The organism is Desulfosporosinus cupriresistens, assembly GCF_001707885.1.
Taxonomy (GTDB): Bacteria; Bacillota; Desulfitobacteriia; order Desulfitobacteriales; family Desulfitobacteriaceae; genus Desulfosporosinus.
The window spans coordinates 70,062-88,359 of the sequence record NZ_MASS01000014.1; the positions used below are offsets into that span (position 1 = coordinate 70,062).

The window sequence follows — 18,298 nt, forward strand, 5'->3', positions numbered from 1 at the left end:
ATCTATGCCATTTATTTCTGTTTGACATAGTATATAGTAAATTCGTAGTTCGTAGTTCCAACTACAAACCACGAATATCGAACCACGAGGAGGTTAGGCTATGTTTCACGTTGGGGATATTGTGGCGCGGCTTTCACACCGACAGGATATTTTCTTTCGCATTGACCAGTTAAACTCGAATGTTAATGGGGAACGTTCGGCCATTCTCAAAGGGCTCAATTTAAGGCTATTAGCAGATGCTCCGGTCACAGATCTTGTTTCGAAGAGGCCGATGGAGATTGCGAACTATGAGCGTGAAGATAATAAAATGATTTATAAGAAACTACACAAGCTAACCAGTCAAAGGAAAGTGGATCAAGATGATCAAAGGGAATTTTTCGAGATTCCGGGACGGGTGTTGCAGCTTGACGGTGACCAAGATTATTTAAGCCAGTGTATCAAGACGTATCGACAAATGGGAATTGAAGCTAAAGGGATTTGCAAATCTGAGATAGAACAACCAAGAGTAATTCGCAAGATATTACAAGAGAATCCGGCTGATATCCTGGTATTAACAGGTCATGACGGATTTATTAACGGAAAAATAGATTTTCATAGTATGGACAGTTATCGGAGTTCACGCTATTTTGTGGAATCTGTCTTGGAGGCCCGGCGTTTTCAGCATAACCGGGATGCTTTAGTAATCTTTGCAGGAGCTTGTCAATCCAATTATGAGGCGATTCTTTCAGCCGGGGCCAATTTTGCTTCATCACCGAAACGCATGTTGATTCATGCCTTTGACCCAGTCTTCATCGTTGAGCGAATTGCCTTTACCCCAACTGACCAAATTGTTTCAGTGAAGGATATTCTCATGCATACTATTACTGGGACGGATGGGATTGGAGGGGTTGAGACGAGAGGGCAGATGCGGCGGGGATATCCTAGAAGCCCTTATTAAAAGGGGCGAGGGAGAGGTACCATCACCCCTGTCTACTTGTAGCATCAAGGAAAAAGTGTGATCTAGGCAGTAGTAAAATAAGAGCTGCCTGGATCACACTTTTTTAACGTTCAATGATCACTGGAGTTCCAATTTCGACGCGTTGGAAGAGGGCTTCGACGTCGTGGTTATGCATACGGATACATCCTTTGGACACGGCTTGCCCAATACTTGCTGAGTTATTTGTTCCATGAATTCCATAATGAGGAATTGAAAGCCCCATCCACCGGCTACCAAAGAGACCGCCGGGATAAACTGTTTTAGTAGCAATGGTGTAGTGGCCATGGGGTGTAGGGGTTGCTCCTTTGCCAACTGCAATTGGGTAATGGTGGATCAGTCGATTTCCTTCATAAAGCTCTAACTGTCGACGAGCGGTATGAATAACAATTAAACGGTTGGGCATTGAGCGGGAGCCTCCTTTCTTGGGTAATTGAGTTCTACTATCAGAAAGTATAAACTTCCGTTATATACTTTCTAAGCATAAGTGCAACTAGGCAGTCGCCTTCGCTAAGGGTCCCTTCTCGCCATCACGGCGCCTAGCCATCCTGCAAGAAGGCTAATATGTGCGAAGACAGTGTCTTCGGGCGGCGCTCTAACCTCGAACGTCGTGTTCGAGTCATGGCTTCAGGGACACTCGACCATCCATGGTCAGCGCTTGGCGCCAGCCAAGTTTTCTTTATATCTCATGGTATGTTAGCAATTAATTAATGTTCTTTGCATAATTAAACCCTCTTTAGGTGGAAAATATACGGACTGGAGGGATCAGTTTGACTGAACATGTGGAAGGAAAACTGCTTATCATCGGTGGTGCAGAAGATAAAAAGAACGAGTGTAAAATCCTTAAACGTTTTGTCCAGGAGTCGGGTGGTAGGGAAAGCCGTATCACGGTCCTGACAGCTGCGACAGAATACCCGCTCCAAGTAGGGACAGAATATCATTCCTTGTTTCTCGAACTGGGAGCCCAAGAAGTGCAGGTTTTAGATGTTTTAGACCGGACTCAGGCAAATAGACAAGGGATCGAAAGGGAGTTGGAAAAATCGACGGGGGTCTTTTTCACTGGGGGGGATCAACTGAGGATCACTGGTTTGCTGGGGGGGACCTTGCTCGGCAGGATGTTAGAGCGACTATATGAACAGGGCGTAATTATTGCGGGAACGAGTGCAGGGGCTTCTGTTATGTCGGATACGATGATTGTCGGAGGAGAAGCAGGAACGGCGAAGAAGGATACCTTGACGATGGCACCAGGCTTGGGATTGTTACGTTCCGTCGTAATTGATCAACACTTTGCTCAACGTGGGCGAATCGGACGTCTCTTATCGGCAATCTCTCAAAATCCCTATGTTCTCGGTGTGGGGATTGATGAAGATACGGCTATTTTAGTACAGTCTGATGCGCGTTTTTTAGTCGTTGGAACTAATACGGTAACTGTGGTAGATGCGTCTTCCTCCACCACAACGAACGTTTCGGAAACGACACCGGGGCAAGCCTTGGTTTTGAGTCCAATTTTGATGCATGTTCTATCCGATGGCTATGGATTTGATCTAAAACGTCGAGTTTCCTTACTTTAGACAAGAGATTGACCTAATTAGGGAATACCAAGAGGAAAAAGGGTTAAAACTAGGGGTGTATATTACCCATTGCTGCGGAAGGGAGAACAACAACATAATGGAGATTAGAGAAATCCAAGCGATCGAAGGGGCCAATGTTTACAGTCATCGGCCGATTATTCGAGCGATTGTGGATCTCCAAGAATGGACCGAACGATTTAGTAATGAATTGGGAGATTTTAGTCTGCGTCTCGTCGAGCATTTACCGACCTTGGCAGATCACTATTGTTCAAGAGGTAAACTTGGTGGATTTCTAGAGCGGTTACAAGAGGGAACCCTTATTGGACATGTCATTGAACATGTGACCATCGACCTTTTGACACAAGCTGGGCAAACCATTAAATATGGTAAGACTATGGCAATGTTGGATCAACCAGGTTGGTATAAGATTATTTTTAACTACGAGGCTAAAGAGGGAGCTGTTGAGGCCTTTAAACAAGGGTTCGCTCTTGTGAAGACTCTTCTGAATCAAGAATCTTTTGATGTAATATATGCCGTAAATTGCATAAAAAAGGTAATGAATGAATACAAGTTAGGGGTTTCAACGCAAGTTATCGTTGAAGCATGTCAGGAACGAGGAATTCCTGTACATCGTCTCAATGAGGGGAGCTTGCTGCAATTGGGGTACGGACGGAATCAACGTCGTATTCAAGCAACAATAACGGGTGCAACTTCTAGTATCGCTGTAGACATTGCCTGTGATAAAGAAATGACTAAGAAAATACTGAACGATGGTGGGGTTCCCGTACCTTGGGGCTATATTGTGAGGACGGAAGAGGAAGCTGCTCAAGCCTTCCTGGATATGAAAACGGCTGTTGTAATTAAACCATTGCATGGAAACCAAGGTAAAGGGGTAACCCTTTGCCTAACGAGCGCGTCAGAAGTTAGGGCTGCGTTTAGGGTCGCTCAAACTTATGGGGATTGGGTTATCATTGAAGAGTACATTGCGGGGCAACATTATCGATTGGTTGTCGTAGGAGATTGTCTAATTGCTGCGGCGAAGCGGGTTCCAGCCCATGTAATTGGAGATGGCTCGTCTACGATTGCCGAGTTGGTGGAGCAAACGAATGCGGACCCTATACGTGGGGATGACCATGAGAAGGCCTTAACAAAGATTGTAATTGACCCCGTGGTGCTTTTAACTCTTGCCCAAAGGCAATTGACTCTATCATCCGTTCTTGAACTTGGGGAAGTGGTTTATTTGCGTGACAGTGCTAATTTAAGCACTGGGGGAATCGCTGAGGATGTGACGGACTTGGTACATCCGGATAATGTAGATTTAGCAGTATGCACAGCCAAGCTGATTGGTTTGGACGTTGCAGGCATTGATTTAGTAATTGAGGATATTGAATCGTCCTATCGCGAAGGAAATGGACATATTATTGAAGTCAATGCAGCACCAGGAATTCGTATGCATCATTTTCCGAGCGTTGGTAAAGCGCGTGAGGTAGGCAAGGCCATCGTCGAGCAAGTGTTACCTTCGGGAAATGGAAGAATTCCTATCATCTCGATAACAGGTACTAACGGGAAAACTACCACGACTCGTATGATCAACAAAATGCTTAAAGATCAGCATCTTTTAGTGGGCATGACTTCCACAGATGGGATCTATATCAATCAAAAATTGTGGATTAAGGGAGATATGACCGGACCAGAGAGTGCAAGAATTGTCTTGAGACATCCTGATGTCCAAGTAGCCGTTCTAGAAACAGCACGCGGTGGCATTCTCCGAGCAGGCTTAGGCTATGAATATGCCGATGTAGCGGTTATAACGAATGTTTCCAATGATCATCTAGGTCAGTATGGTATAGAGACGCTCGAAGATATAGCCCATGTCAAGAGTCTGGTCGCTGAGGTTGTCAAGCCTCATAGCTACGTGGTATTGAATGCGGATGATCTCCATGTAGTGCACATGGCGCAGCGTACGAAAGGGAAAATTATCCTCTTTAGTACTGAAAAGGACAACTTTTATGTTCGTAAACATTTGGGGTTAGGAGGAACAGCCGTCTTTGTGCGCCGAGGGATGATCTTAATTTGTCAGGGTTCACAAAGTTTTAAAATCTGTTCGGTGAAACAGATTCCTGTGACCTGGGAAGGGAAAGCCAAACATAATATTCATAATGCCTTAGCGGCAGTTGCAACAGGATGGGCATTAGGACTAAGTGCTGCGGCGATTCGGAATTCTCTTCAAGATTTTTCCTCGGATACAGAACACAATCGAGGGCGACTAAATCTTTATGAGTTGGATGGAGTTCATGTTTTTGTTGACTATGGACATAATGCTGCTGGAATTCAAGAAGTGGCAAAAACACTTAAACAGTTCAAGGGGAGTTCGCTGGTGGGCTGTATAACGGTACCGGGTGATCGGCCAGATGAATCGATTTGCGAAGTTGGCAGGATAGCCGCTCAGAGTTTTCAACGTTTGATTATCCGAGAAGATGCTGATTTGCGTGGACGCAAACCGGGAGAGATTTCTCAACTTCTTTATGATGAAGCGGTGCAGAATGGAATGAGTCCGAATAAGATAAGAATCGTGCTTTCGGAAATAGAAGCCTTTCGAAATGGATTAGATAGTTGCGTTCCGGGGGACATTTTTGTGATGTTCTATGAACACCTTGAGCCAATTGAGGAGGAAATTCATAAGCGTTTGGAATTACAAAAGGCGTTATCATTTGAACCAGCGCAGAATGAATGGGTTGTTGGGGAAGAATTTTAGGGATTAGGGAGGGGCGAGGATTATCTTCGTCCCTTTTGATTCTTATTTAACAAGGAGAAGTGCTGGATCTCCAACCCGAAAATATGTATAATGAAGGGAAATACATTCGTAATGTTCGGAAAGGGCAATGCAAATGGAACAATCTTTTCTAACAACGTTCGCATACGCCAAGATTAATCTAGCCTTAGCCATTCCCGGAATTCGGGAAGATGGGTATCATGAACTGCAAAGTGTCATGCAATCCATCGCCTTACACGATATTGTCCGGGTTCGGCGTAGCGGAGAGAAGGTTGTATGCCGTTGTGGAGCATTAAGTGGCTCAGGAAATTTAGCGTATAAGGCTGCTGTCTTATTTCAGGAACAGTGTGGCCTATCTGATGGGATTGAGATTGAGATCGAAAAAAGTATTCCGGTACAGGCTGGATTAGCTGGTGGGAGCACGGACGCGGCTGCGACGCTTCGTTTATTAAATCAACTTTATGAAGAACCTCTCGATAGGGAAGTACTCCTCGCACTTGCAGCGAGATGTGGTGCAGATGTGGCCTTCTGCCTGCAGGGAGGAACGATGTGGGCGACTGGACGCGGAGAGCAGCTTGAAGTATTGCCCACAGCTCCAAAGCTAGATCTTGTCTTAATTAAACCCTTTGCCGGAGTGAACACAAGGGAAGCCTATCGCCGCTTTGACGAAGTTGGGCAGTGTGGACATTTAACGCGAACGAATTGGGAAAATGCCTTAACCCAGAGGTCGACGCAGCAAATCGCAGATCTGCTTTATAATGATTTAGAGTCTGCCTCTATCCAAATGGTTCCTCAAATTTTGAAATTTAAGCAGCTCTTGCTTGAGGCAAAGTGTTACGGAGCCTTAATGTCTGGAAGCGGTTCCTGTGTATTTGGGATTGCTCAAGGAAGACAACACGCCATAGAGGTCGCTGGGCAGTTGAGAAAAAAAGGCTTTAAAAATGTTTGGGTTACAACAACGGTTGCAGAGGTTAAAGGATGAAAGGAGAGATATTTCGTGGAGAAACGATTAGTACCAGTTATACTTGATGGATATAAGCCATTACGAGAAATTGTTTTTGAATCGATGCGCGATGCAATACTCAGTGGAGTTCTTAAGCCTGGGGAGCGGTTGATGGAAATTCAATTGGCCGAAGAAATGGGAGTTAGCCGAACCCCAGTACGTGAAGCAATTCGAAAATTAGAACTAGAGAATTTTGTGGTCATGATTCCACGCAAGGGAGCGTATGTTGCCGGCGTCTCCTTAAAAGATGTTGCCGATGTTTTTGAGATCCGTTCTGCGTTAGAGGGATTGGCTGCAGGGCTTGCAGCAGAGCGTATTACAGAAGACGAATTGGAACAAATGGAGCAGGCTTTGTTTTTTAGAGTCAGTGAGAGTGAAATGAACTTAGAGCAGATTGTGAAGTCAGATACTGATTTTCATGCCTTGGTCTATAGAGCCAGTCGCAATGAACGGCTGATTCAGATCCTAGAAAATTTGCGAGAACAGATTCAACGTTTTCGAGCAACTTCGCTGGCAGTTCCAGGGCGGAACAAACTGGCGATTGAAGAACACCGCATGATTGTTGAAGCCTTAAGAAATCATAATAGCGAGGAAGCACAATCTTTGGCGATGGCGCATATTGTTACGGCTGAGAATGTAATGTTTGAAGCGATTAGTCTAAAGAATGATCCGGATAAGGTGGATTAATAAGCGTGGAGAAGATGAAAAGAGCAGAACGGATGGTGGCCATCACCCAAGTGTTGATGTTAAAGCCGAATATCCTGACTCCGTTAACCCTATTTGCAGAACGATTTGGTACGGCCAAGTCTACAATTAGTGAGGATCTGATGGCTGTTAAGGGGAGTTTACTCCTTTCAGGGCAGGGTCACCTTGAAACAATTCCAGGTGCAGCTGGGGGGGTTCGTTATATTCCGGAAATTGCCAAAGAGGAAGCGAAACAATTCCTTAGCAAGCTTGCTGAATGTCTGAGCAATAAAGAGCGAATTCTTGCGGGCGGTTTTCTGTATATGAACGATGTATTGTTCGATCCATCTGTTTTACGCCCACTTGGCCTTATTTTTGCCGGTGCTTTTAGAGATAAAAAACCTGATGTTGTGGTGACCATTGAAACGAAAGGAATTCCGTTGGCCCTTGTTACGGCAGAGGCCTTAGGTTTGCCGATGGTGGTCATTCGCAGTGGAAACAAAGTAACAGAGGGTTCTTCCGTAAGTATTAATTATGTTTCCGGATCATCTCGGCGTATTCAAACTATGTCGCTTTCTCGCAGGGCCTTAGATCCCCAACGACGCGTTCTTGTAATCGATGATTTCATGAAGGCGGGGGGAACCGCGCTAGGGATAAAGAATTTAATGTCAGAATTTGAAGCTAACGTTGTGGGAATTGGGGTATTAGTGGAAGCCAAGATAACGGAAGAACCAAAGCTTGTTGAGGGATATTTATCTCTTTTACAGCTTAGAGAACTAGACTTGCACTCTGGAAAAATGTTAGTTGTCCCTATGGATAGCTTCTAAATTCTATTATTTAAGACGTTTTCTTTATCTTGTGGAAATTTTTCTGAATATAAGGCAGGATTTTTTTACCATACAGAGAATACCATTATGAATAAGCCCGAAGGATAAGTGGGAGGGTGGTGATTCATAATGAATATTACCGATGTGCGGGTTCGGAAGATTAACACGGAAGGAAAGATGAAGGCTGTGGTCTCTGTGACCTTTGATAATGCTTTTGTCGTTCATGATGTCAAAGTCGTTGAAGGTATGAATGGTATTTTTGTAGCCATGCCTAGCCGTAAAACTCCTGAAGGGGAATTTCGTGATATCGCCCACCCCATTTCTGCTGCAGCACGAGAAGTGATCCAGACGGCTGTTTTGAAAGCTTATCAAGAGGCTATTTAAACGCATATTATAGATACTTTTAGACTTGTTAAAGGAGACCTTGCAGTAGGTCTTCTTTTTCTTTAGAAGATTAAAACTTCGGCATAAAAGAGGATTTTGATCTGATCTGACGAATAAAGAACTTTCGGGATGTAATAATAAGTTGAGGTTAAACTAAAGCTGGAGGCGAATTAGATTATGTCTAATTTGGTGGCGGTGGTCATGGCTGCAGGAAAAGGGACAAGAATGAAATCGAAGTTGCCGAAAGTCATGCATCTATTGGCAGGGAAAACTCTCATTGAACATGTCTTGGACACTGTAACCCAAGTCGGAATAGAACGTCCGCTGGTTATAGTTGGGCATGGTCGAGAGGTTGTTGAGGCCAGTGTTTGTGGGCGCGCTGAAACCGTGGTTCAAACAGAGCAACTTGGAACTGGACATGCTATTATGCAAGTTCTACCTTATCTGGAAGGCGTCCAGACCGTTCTTGTCCTAAGTGGAGATCAGCCGTTACTTAAACCCGAGACACTACATGCTCTTATTGAATTGCACGAGACTCAAGGGGTTAGCGCCACGGTTTTGACAGCCTATATGGATCAGCCTTTTGGTTACGGACGGATTATTAAAAATGGTGATCAGCTTGTTAAAATTGTTGAGGAAAAAGACGCAACCCTTGATGAACGACAAATCAACGAAATAAACACGGGGACGTACTGTTTTAAAGGATCGGTACTCAAGGACGCCTTGACGAAAATCACTCTTCAGAATGCTCAAGGGGAATATTATCTGACAGAAGTCTTTGATGTCTTTTTAAGACATGGGGAAAAAATGCTGACCTATTGTACTGCGGATTCACATGAAGCATTGGGCATTAACAGCCGAAGCCAATTGGCTGATGCCGAAGCAATTTTTCGCGAGCGCATTCTTGAACATTGGATGAACGAAGGAGTTACGCTAGTAGATCCCTCTTCGACCTTTATCGACGCGGAAGTTGAACTCACCCAGGACGTAACGATTTTACCCTTCACCCGTTTGATGGGTAAAACACGGATCGAAGAGGATGCCGTGATTGGGCCTCAGACTAGTCTGGAAAATTGTATGGTGGGGTGTGGTTCTGAAGTGACCTACACTGTGGCCAAAGACGCGGTGATTGGTGAACGCTGTCACGTTGGTCCGTTTGCCTATTTACGGCCTGGTACAAAACTAGAAGCAGAAGTAAAAGTTGGGGACTTTGTAGAAATTAAAAATAGTTGGATTGAAACAGGTGCGAAAGTACCTCATTTGAGTTATATTGGAGACGCACACATCGGGAAATCAGCGAATATCGGAGCGGGTACCATTACGTGTAATTACGATGGTGTTAAAAAGTCGCTCACGACAATTGGAGACTATGCTTTCATCGGTAGTAATACAAACTTGGTTGCTCCGGTTGAAGTGGGAGAACATGCTGTTACGGGCGCAGGGTCTACTATTACGAAGAATGTTCCTGCAGAGGCCTTGGCTGTTGAACGGAGTCAGCAGGTAATCAAGGAACATTGGTATCGCAAAAAGATGAAATAGGAGGCTAAAAGAGGCATGGCGGCAAAAGAATTTAAGATTTTTTGTGGGAATGCCAATCGGCCGTTGGCACAGGAAATCGTGGACTACCTGGGAGTCCCACTTGGTGAAGCAAACATAAGACGTTTTGGAGATGGGGAAATCTGTCTAGCCATTGACGAGAGCGTTCGGGGTTCGGATATCTATATTGTTCAGCCCACCTGCTATCCTACCAATGACAACATCATGGAATTATTAATCATGATTGATGCCATTCGTAGGGCTTCAGCGCGTCGTATTACTGCTGTGATGCCCTATTATGGATATGCCCGTCAAGAACGTAAATCAAGGGCTCGTGACCCTATCACAGCAAAATTAATGGCGAACATAATTGCCTCAGCGGGAGCGGATCGTGTCGTAACTATGGATTTACATGCTCCAGCGATTCAAGGGTTTTTCGATATTCCATTGGATCACTTGCCAGGAGTTCCAATTTTGGCAGAGTACTTCCGAGAAAAGGGACTTGAAAACATCTGTGTCGTATCCCCAGATTTAGGAGGAGTGACACGGGCTCGGAATCTCGCGGAACGGATTGGTGCGTCCATAGCTATTATTGATAAACGTAGACCTGAGCCTAATGTTTCTGAGATCATGCATGTCATCGGTGAACTGAAAGGGAAGACCGTGATTATGATCGATGACATTATTGATACCGCCGGTACAATTACTCTAGGAGCTCAAGCTCTTGTCGAGCGGGGTGCTAGGGAAGTGTATGCATGTTGCACGCATGCTGTGTTATCTGGGCCAGCCATTGAACGTATAGAGAACTCTGTTATTCGTGAACTTGTTGTGACCAATACGATTCCGTTAGGCAAGGAGAAAATGATTCCTCGGATTAAGGCGTTGTCTGTTGCCCCGCTCTTGGGTGAAGCCATTGTCCGTATTCACGAAGATCTCTCGGTCAGTAAACTCTTTAGTTAAAAAGACCCCTGGGGTATCATCCCAGGGGTTCTTTGGTTACGGGTATTTCTGATACGGTTTCGTCAGTAGCTGGAATTGTTTCAGTTTCGGAAATGATGATGGGCGTCTTTTCTTGAGCGGTTTGAGCAGTTGTTTTGGCCTTATCTTTCTTAAAGTAACTACTGATGGTATGAGTTGTTTCTGAGGCTAGATGTGACGTTGAGTGAATTAGATTTTTGAAGGTTTCACTGATTCCTTTGTCTGCGACGGTTAGAACGTTTTCGCTTTCCTTTCGGGCAACAATTACATCATGTCCTATAGTCGTAATGTATTCTGCAGCAATCCACGCTTTGCCACTTAAGAATCCTTCGAGTTTACCGCCAGAAATCTCGATCTGGGTTATTTCCCCTGTTTTTGGATCAACATAATATTCTTCGGCGGTTCCAAGCGTTTTCCCGGTTTCCGTGACCATCTTTGTTCCGATGATGGTCAGTTTTCCTTTGACCAAATCTAATAATTCGGGTAGATTCGAGGTCTTTTCTACGTGGGACTCTTTGTCAATAGTGATCGCGTCATCGCCGACACTGACGACTTTAGAATAGGGAATAATGCGCTGATCCTTAAAAAGACCTTTCGGGTCCACAACGATTGCAGCGAGAGACTTCGTGCTGGCATCAAGAATTAGGCTTTTGACATATCCGATTTGCTGGCCTTCTTGGAGAGAAATGATTGGTAAGGATAAATACTTTCGACTGGGTTTCACAGGTTCACCCCCTTATTGGTGATGATCGTTTTTTATTCTTAAAGAATGTATTCAGAGTATCGGATGAATATGCTATGGAGGAGATTAGAATGAAGGTTATTGTCGGTCTTGGAAACCCCGGGCCTCAATATGCAGAGACGCGTCATAATATTGGATTTTTGCTGATTGACTTGTTGGCAGAGGCCTATAACCTTCAATTTCGTACCAAATTCCAGGGATTATGGACGGAAGGTAATGTGGAGGGAGAACGCCTTATCCTCTTAAAGCCTCAAACATTTATGAATTTAAGTGGGCGTTCGGTGAGCGAACTCACCAATTTTTATAAAGTTCTCGGGGGAGATTTACTAATAGTTCATGACGATATGGATTTGCCGCTGGGCAAAATCCGTCTCCGTGATCAAGGTGGTGCAGGTGGGCATAACGGAATTCGATCCATTCTAGCTGAATATGGATCAGAGAAATTTTGGCGACTTAAATTGGGTGTAGGTCGCCCGCCTAGAGAGTGGGACCCCGCACGTTATGTACTTTCTGCCTTCGCGGAGGATGAGCTTACCCAGTTAGATGACCTGTTAGAACGCGCGGAAAAGGTAACTAACCTATGGATTAAAGGAGAAACTGGTCGCGCTATGAATTTATACCATCGTTAACTAAGTATAACCTCCTGGGCTAGCGGTAATTCTACTAGCAAGGGAGGTGGTCCTGGATGAAGATATTAAAGGTATGTCATGCCTGTGATCGAATTATTGGGGAGATTGAGTTGGATGACTTGACCAGCCATAACGTGGACCCTATAATGGATATTGTTGGGAATGTCGCGTATGCGCTTTGCCCACTCTGTCTGCAGGAAATGGAAATGGAGCCGAGAAATGTGTATCATTAACAGATGTCGGAGGTCAAAGGTCAGAGGCCAGAAGTCGGAGACTATTATTAAAGGTGGGCTCTGCAAGACCCGTAGCATTCTTTGGTCTATGTGAATTATCTTTGGTTCTAGGAATTGTTGTTGGGGCACGACGAGGCGTGCCCTACTAGATGAATACATTTAAGTCAGTTTTTAGAGGTAGGCAAAATCGTAATTTGTAGTTCGAGAATCGTGGTTCGAAGCTTGAGTAATAATTCTTAGGTCGAACATCGAATATCGAACATCGAATATCGAAATGGGGGTCCTTTGGTGGACGTTCATCTTTTTTTGCTGCCTGAAAGGATGAGCGGTTTGAGTACAATTCATGACTATCTTCGACGGGGGCTTGACATTAAGGAGATTGATCAGTCGTTAAGCTGTAGAGAATGGCCCCAAATGATTTATGATTTAACAGGAAGTCAGAAAGCAGCTTGTGTGGCCCAGCTTTTACGAAAGTCTAAACCTGGATTGATCCTAACCTATTCAGAAGAGCAAGCTCAAAAGTGGGCAAACGATTTGCGGACATGGTGTTCCCAAGAAACCATCCTCCATTTGCCCACAACAGAATGGCTTCCTTTTGAAGTATTAGGCAGAAGCAGAGAAACAACCTCGGAACGAATTCGTGTTCTGAATCAATTGGCGCAGGACCCTAAGTGTACTGTTGTGGCTTCTGTCCTCGCAGTCGAACGGCGCGTATTTCCTATTGAACGCTGGAAAAAATATACGATTGAATTTGAAGTAGGGAAAGGATATGCCTTATCCGAAGTTCTTTCTGCTTTAACCGTTGGAGGGTATGAACGGGTTGAGACAGTTGAAGGGAAAGGACAATTTGCCTTAAGGGGCGGCATTTTGGACATTGTCCCTTTAGACGGAGAGGCCGTACGTATCGAGTTTTTTGACGATGAAGTCGATTCTATTCGGACGTTTGACATAGGGACGCAGAAATCCGTTGCTTCGCAGAACAAAGTGCTTATTTCCCCTGCTATGGAGTATGTTGTCACTAGAGAGGAGTTAGGGCAACTTCGCTTTGCTATTCGAGCGGAAGCTAGGAAAACGATCGGACGACTTCAGCGTGCCGGAAAAAGCGAGGCGGCTGACCGTCTACAATCGAAAGTTGATTTTCTGGTAGAACGACTTGAAGAGGGAATCCTAGACGAAAATGTTTATCCCTACTTAAACTTAGTTAATACGCCACTCGTCCCATTTTTCTCGTATCTTTCTGAGAACCATTTTGTTATTTTAGATGAGCCGTTACGCTTAAAAGAGCAATTAGAGTTTCAAACCAATGAACGCTTACTTGAATTTACGCAGCAACTGGAACACGGCGAGGGATTTGTTCACCCTGAGACTCAGTTTATTGATTACGATGACATCCTAAGCCACGGAAAGCAGCATCCGTTGATCGGCCTTTCAACGCTTCTGAGGCAGGTCCCGGGGCTCTCACCAAAGCGTATTTTTAACCTAAATGCTCATCCCTTAACTGGCTTCATGGGAAAAACAAGTAAGTTAGTCGATGAGATAGGGCATCGCAAGGAAGCTGGGAATGTGGTGGCCCTGTTTGTCGGCGATGAGGATCATGTCGAGCGTTTGATTCAGGGTTTAAAAGATCTTGGAGTGACGGCGTCCCGCAAAGAACTTGAAGATTCTGTTGAGGAAGGCCATGTTTATGTCTATCCATATTCCTTGGACCAAGGTTTTGAGTTGCCGCTCGGAAAACTTGTCGTTCTGACGGAAACAGAAATCTATAAACGAGAGAGCAAAGCAGTTGGCAAAAAGCCTAGCCCACCTGTCCAAAAGAATATCTATATACCTGATCTAAAGCCAGATGACTATGTAGTACATGTTCACCATGGGATCGGACAGTTCACTGGTATTGACAGGTTAGAGGTCGGGGGTATAGAAAAGGACTATTTTGGGATTCGTTATGCTGGAGAAGATCGGCTCTATGTCCCGCTGGATCAACTGCATCTCTTGCAAAAGTATCTAGGAAGTGGTGCTGAAAGCCTGCCCAAACTTTACAAACTTGGGGGGACTGAGTGGCACAAAGTCAAGAGTAAAACACGCAGCGCCGTCAAAGATATGGCGATTGATTTGGTAAAACTTTATGCTCAGAGGGAAGCAATCCAAGGATATGCTTTTTCTTCAGATAATGTGTGGCAAAACGAATTTGAAGAGAAGTTTCCTTATGCAGAGACTCCGGATCAACTCCAGAGCATTGCGGATGTCAAAGCGGACATGATGCGCTCACGTCCGATGGACCGTTTACTTTGTGGTGATGTGGGGTACGGAAAAACAGAAGTTGCCCTCCGCGCAGCATTTAAAGCAGTGACGGACAGCAAGCAAGTGGCAGTTCTTGTCCCCACGACTATTTTAGCTCAACAACATTTCAATACCTTCACAGAACGGTTTATAGGTTATCCGATTACGATTGAAATGCTGAGCCGTTTTCGGTCCCCAAAGGAGCAAAAGGAAATATTACAGGGTCTTAAGGACGGGCGAATCGATGTTATTGTGGGTACGCACCGTATTCTCGCTGAGGCCGTTAAATTTAAAGATTTAGGTTTATTGGTCATTGATGAAGAGCAGCGTTTCGGGGTTGCTCATAAGGAGAAACTAAAGACATTAAAAGGCAACGTGGATGTACTGACTTTGTCAGCAACCCCTATTCCGAGGACATTGCATATGTCTCTAGTGGGAGTTAGGGATATGAGCGTGATTGAGACTCCACCAGAAGGTCGCTATCCGGTGCAAACCTATGTCACTGAATTTCGGGCTGATGTTGTACGAGATGCCATACGACGCGAGATACAACGCGGAGGGCAAGTGTTCTATGTGCATAATCGAGTTGAGGATATGGACCAGGTTACCCAATACTTAAGTCAATTGGTTCCCGAAGCGCGCTTTGGGGTTGCCCATGGTCAAATGCGTGAAATGGCGTTGGAGCGGGTCATGCTTGCTTTCTTAGAACAGGAAATGGATGTTTTGGTTTCCACGACTATCATAGAAACTGGACTTGATATGCCGAATGTTAACACACTGATTATTGATGAGGCCGATCGTTTTGGGTTATCCCAACTCTACCAATTGCGAGGGCGTGTTGGGCGCTCTAATCGCAAAGCGTTTGCTTATCTTTTGTATAAGCCACAAAAGGTTCTCACGGAAATTGCCGAAAAACGTCTGTCCGCAATTCGAGAATTTACGGAATTTGGGGCAGGATTTAAAATAGCCATGCGAGACTTGGAAATTCGTGGTGCAGGGAACTTAATCGGTGCCCAACAGCATGGGCATTTAGCGGCGGTGGGATTTGAATTGTATAGTCAAATGCTCAAAGAAGCGGTTCAGGAGCTGCGTGGAGAAACGGTTGAAGAAGTCATCGAACCGAGCATTGAACTTCAGGTGGATGCCTTTTTGCCAGATCCGTATGTTGTGGACCGCCAAACCAAGGCGTCACTGTATCAACGGTTGGCGATGGTTCGAGATGAGGAACAACTTGGTGAGATGGTTGACGAATTAGTGGATCGATTCGGAACCCCAACACGTGAAGTTGAACATCTAATTGAAATCATCCGGATTAAATTATTGGCCAGCACTTTAAAAATTGAACAGATTCAACAAGGCACACAGAGTGTTGCCATTCGTTTTTTGGCAGATCTAGGTATTAACGGTGAGCATCTGATGGCGGTCGCGTCGGCGTCCCCTCAACCATTATCTTTTAGGACGATGCCCAATGGGAATTTAGAATGCAAAATACGCATCCGTACAACGGACCAAGAAGAGGTAATTGAGGCAGTTCGCCGAGTGCTTTCGACATTTTGCGACGTTGCTTCAAGGTTAACTCCTTGATATACTGTTCGTATGTCAAATTTGAAAGGGTGTGGCTATATGAAAAAGTCCCGAGTTGGGATAATTTTAGGAGTTATTGCATTGATGATTGTGACCACGGGGTGCTCTTCGTTGGTTGGTGGTAAATGGGCTGTGAAAGTTAACGGAGATTCTATCTTAGTTAAAGATTATGATGCCCGAGTAGCTGATGCCCAAAAAATATATGAGAATCAAGGTCAGAAATTTGATACTGACCAAGGTAAACAGGTTTTAGCTCAGCTTAAAGGTCAGTTATTAGACCGCATGATCGAAGGAAAGCTTATCGCCCAAGAAGTAAAAAATCAAAAACTTAATCCTGAAGATGCAAAAGTGACAGCACAGGAAGATACGATCAAGAAGAATTTTGGGGCTGATGCTACTTTTCAAGATACTCTTAAGCAACAGGGTATGACCGAACCTGAATTAAAAAACTTCTTGACGGTTTACGAGAAAGTGACATCGGATGTTAAAGTACCTAGCGATAGTGAGGTTAGAGCCTTTTTTGATAAAAACGTTGCTAATTATAGCCAGTCTGAGAGTGTAACAGCCCGTCATATCTTGCTAAAAACGGAAGATGAAGCAAAAGCAGTTATTGAGCAACTTAAAGCGGGGGCAGATTTTGTTCAACTCGCTAAAGATAAGTCTATCGAGCCAGGGGCTAAAGAGTCAGGCGGAGATCTCGGAACCTTTACTAAGGGAAAAATGGTTGCTGAATTCGAAAAGGCGGCGTTTGCTCAGAAAGTGGGCACATTTTCAACAACTCCTGTAAAAACAGAATTTGGTTATCATGTGATCTTGGTTGAAGCGCATACAGCAGCAGTGGCTGCAGACTATGCCAAGGTGAAAGATCAAGTAGCCCAAGATGCACTGAACCAGGCGAAAGATACCAAGTTCCAGACCTATTTCGACGATCTGCGAAAGAAGGCCAAGATTGAATATGCCAATGGATATCAGCCTGCAAGTTAATTAAGCGTCAAAAAGAAGGCAATGAAAATTGCCTTCTTTTGTTTTACATTGGAAAAAAATGAATAATTGGCAATCCCTAGATATATACTATCATTGAATTTAAGGTTACAAAAGATTAAAATGATGGACTAAATAGGTTTTCAGGAACGACAAAAGGAGGAATGTGCGTATATGAAAGCAACAGGTATTGTAAGAAGAATTGATGACCTCGGTCGTGTCGTTATTCCAAAAGAAATTCGTCGGACTCTCCGTATTCGGGAAGGAGATCCGTTAGAAATTTTTGTAGATCGAGAGGGAGAGGTTATACTAAAAAAATATTCGCCTATTCGCGAATTGGGTGAGTTCGCTAAAGAATATGCGGATTCGCTTTTTGAGGCAACTGGACATATTACTTGTATAACTGATCGAGATACTATTATTGCAGTATCTGGAGCATCTAAGAAAGAGTATCTAAATAGAGCAATAGGGCCCGCAGTGGAACAAGCGATGGGGGAAAGGAAGACCATTCATATTGCAATGGCAGGTGAACATGCCTCGTGCAAGAGCTGTCCTGAAAATGATGAAGAGGATAAATGCAAGTGCACTAGCGAAGTCATTGCACCGATTATCTCGCAAGGGGATCCTATCGGTGCAGTGATTCTCATGTCCAAAGAACTTAATATGAAGATGGGAGAGTTGGAGATTAAATTGGTTGAAACTGCCGCAGCTTTTTTAGCAAAGCAGATGGAACAATAACATATTGCATGCAGATGAAATAAAGCGGTTAGCCGCTTTATTTTTTTAAGGGGGACACTCGGCCATCACGGCATCTTGCCATCCTTGGCGATGGTCCTCTCTCGCCATCCTGCAAGAAGGCTAATACGTGCGAAGACAGTGTCTTCGCGCGGGTGCAAGCCAGTTTAATTTATGCTAAAATGTCCACAGGAGGTGTGAAAGAAAATGTCCTCGTGTCTTCATGTTATTGGCTTAGGCCCTGCGGGCCTTGAACAGTTAACCCTTGGAAACTACCGTTGTATATGTGGTGCGAAGAAAATTTTTGCGCGAACATCACAGCATCCTTGTATTCAGGAGTTGGTGGCCGAAGGTGTACTTGTTGAATCGTTTGATGAGATCTATGCCA

Annotated in this window: 17 protein-coding genes and 1 pseudogene; 16 read left to right on the forward strand and 2 right to left on the reverse strand. The window is 44.5% G+C overall.

What is annotated here, in order from left to right; translation table 11 throughout:
* Positions 1-100 precede the first annotated feature (100 nt).
* Positions 101-937 carry a sporulation peptidase YabG gene (yabG, locus tag DSBG_RS07945; RefSeq protein WP_068963618.1) on the forward strand — a complete coding sequence of 279 codons (837 nt, stop codon included), beginning with the start codon at positions 101-103 and terminating at the stop codon, positions 935-937.
* Between the two features lie 103 nt (positions 938-1,040).
* Here the strand turns inward: yabG and DSBG_RS07950 are convergent, their stop codons facing one another.
* Positions 1,041-1,379, reverse strand: coding sequence for a L,D-transpeptidase (locus tag DSBG_RS07950; protein ID WP_068963619.1), 339 nt, complete (start codon positions 1,377-1,379; stop codon positions 1,041-1,043).
* A 158-nt stretch (positions 1,380-1,537) separates the two neighbouring features.
* Between DSBG_RS07950 and DSBG_RS22995 the strand changes: the two genes are divergently transcribed.
* The 9 genes from DSBG_RS22995 to DSBG_RS07990 all read left to right on the forward strand — a co-directional run bounded on the left by DSBG_RS22995 (position 1,538) and on the right by DSBG_RS07990 (position 10,711).
* On the forward strand, positions 1,538-1,684 hold the full coding sequence (locus DSBG_RS22995) for a hypothetical protein (protein ID WP_009617219.1): 147 nt from the start codon (positions 1,538-1,540) through the stop codon (positions 1,682-1,684).
* A 59-nt stretch (positions 1,685-1,743) separates the two neighbouring features.
* On the forward strand, positions 1,744-2,544 hold the full coding sequence (locus DSBG_RS07955; protein WP_068963620.1) for a cyanophycinase: 801 nt from the start codon (positions 1,744-1,746) through the stop codon (positions 2,542-2,544).
* A 97-nt stretch (positions 2,545-2,641) separates the two neighbouring features.
* Positions 2,642-5,299 (forward strand): cyanophycin synthetase, encoded by a 2,658-nt coding sequence (cphA, locus tag DSBG_RS07960; RefSeq protein ID WP_068963621.1) that lies wholly within the window; start codon positions 2,642-2,644, stop codon positions 5,297-5,299.
* A gap of 133 nt (positions 5,300-5,432) precedes the next feature.
* The gene (ispE, locus tag DSBG_RS07965) at positions 5,433-6,299 is read left to right on the forward strand and encodes a 4-(cytidine 5'-diphospho)-2-C-methyl-D-erythritol kinase (protein ID WP_068963622.1); all 867 of its coding nucleotides are present in this window, start codon (positions 5,433-5,435) and stop codon (positions 6,297-6,299) included.
* Between the two features lie 15 nt (positions 6,300-6,314).
* Positions 6,315-7,007 (forward strand): GntR family transcriptional regulator, encoded by a 693-nt coding sequence (locus tag DSBG_RS07970; RefSeq protein ID WP_068963623.1) that lies wholly within the window; start codon positions 6,315-6,317, stop codon positions 7,005-7,007.
* Positions 7,008-7,012: 5 nt separating this feature from the next.
* On the forward strand, positions 7,013-7,831 hold the full coding sequence (purR, locus tag DSBG_RS07975) for a pur operon repressor (RefSeq protein ID WP_068963624.1): 819 nt from the start codon (positions 7,013-7,015) through the stop codon (positions 7,829-7,831).
* Positions 7,832-7,960: 129 nt separating this feature from the next.
* Complete coding sequence (spoVG, locus tag DSBG_RS07980; protein ID WP_009617236.1) at positions 7,961-8,215, forward strand: septation regulator SpoVG; 255 nt, start codon at positions 7,961-7,963, stop codon at positions 8,213-8,215.
* 177 nt (positions 8,216-8,392) lie between these two features.
* Positions 8,393-9,754 carry a bifunctional UDP-N-acetylglucosamine diphosphorylase/glucosamine-1-phosphate N-acetyltransferase GlmU gene (gene glmU, locus DSBG_RS07985; RefSeq protein WP_068963625.1) on the forward strand — a complete coding sequence of 454 codons (1,362 nt, stop codon included), beginning with the start codon at positions 8,393-8,395 and terminating at the stop codon, positions 9,752-9,754.
* A gap of 15 nt (positions 9,755-9,769) precedes the next feature.
* Entirely contained in the window at positions 9,770-10,711 is a 942-nt protein-coding gene (locus DSBG_RS07990; protein WP_009617239.1) for a ribose-phosphate diphosphokinase, read from the forward strand.
* A 16-nt stretch (positions 10,712-10,727) separates the two neighbouring features.
* Here DSBG_RS07990 and DSBG_RS07995 read toward each other — a convergent pair whose 3' ends face one another.
* Entirely contained in the window at positions 10,728-11,453 is a 726-nt protein-coding gene (locus tag DSBG_RS07995) for a PRC-barrel domain-containing protein (RefSeq protein WP_068963626.1), read from the reverse strand.
* Between the two features lie 89 nt (positions 11,454-11,542).
* On the opposite strand from DSBG_RS07995, the gene pth reads away from it, so the two are divergent.
* The 6 genes and pseudogenes from pth to DSBG_RS08020 form a co-directional block, all read left to right on the forward strand.
* Complete coding sequence (gene pth, locus DSBG_RS08000; protein ID WP_068963627.1) at positions 11,543-12,100, forward strand: aminoacyl-tRNA hydrolase; 558 nt, start codon at positions 11,543-11,545, stop codon at positions 12,098-12,100.
* A gap of 56 nt (positions 12,101-12,156) precedes the next feature.
* Positions 12,157-12,333 carry a hypothetical protein gene (locus DSBG_RS23000; protein ID WP_009617245.1) on the forward strand — a complete coding sequence of 59 codons (177 nt, stop codon included), beginning with the start codon at positions 12,157-12,159 and terminating at the stop codon, positions 12,331-12,333.
* Between the two features lie 321 nt (positions 12,334-12,654).
* Positions 12,655-16,194, forward strand: coding sequence for a transcription-repair coupling factor (gene mfd, locus DSBG_RS08005; RefSeq protein ID WP_176716223.1), 3,540 nt, complete (start codon positions 12,655-12,657; stop codon positions 16,192-16,194).
* A gap of 39 nt (positions 16,195-16,233) precedes the next feature.
* Positions 16,234-17,178 (forward strand): peptidylprolyl isomerase, encoded by a 945-nt coding sequence (locus DSBG_RS08010; RefSeq protein ID WP_068963629.1) that lies wholly within the window; start codon positions 16,234-16,236, stop codon positions 17,176-17,178.
* A gap of 171 nt (positions 17,179-17,349) precedes the next feature.
* Entirely contained in the window at positions 17,350-17,913 is a 564-nt protein-coding gene (spoVT, locus tag DSBG_RS08015; protein ID WP_068963630.1) for a stage V sporulation protein T, read from the forward strand.
* 204 nt (positions 17,914-18,117) lie between these two features.
* Positions 18,118-18,298, forward strand: a pseudogene (locus DSBG_RS08020) (bifunctional methyltransferase/pyrophosphohydrolase YabN); the annotation flags it as partial.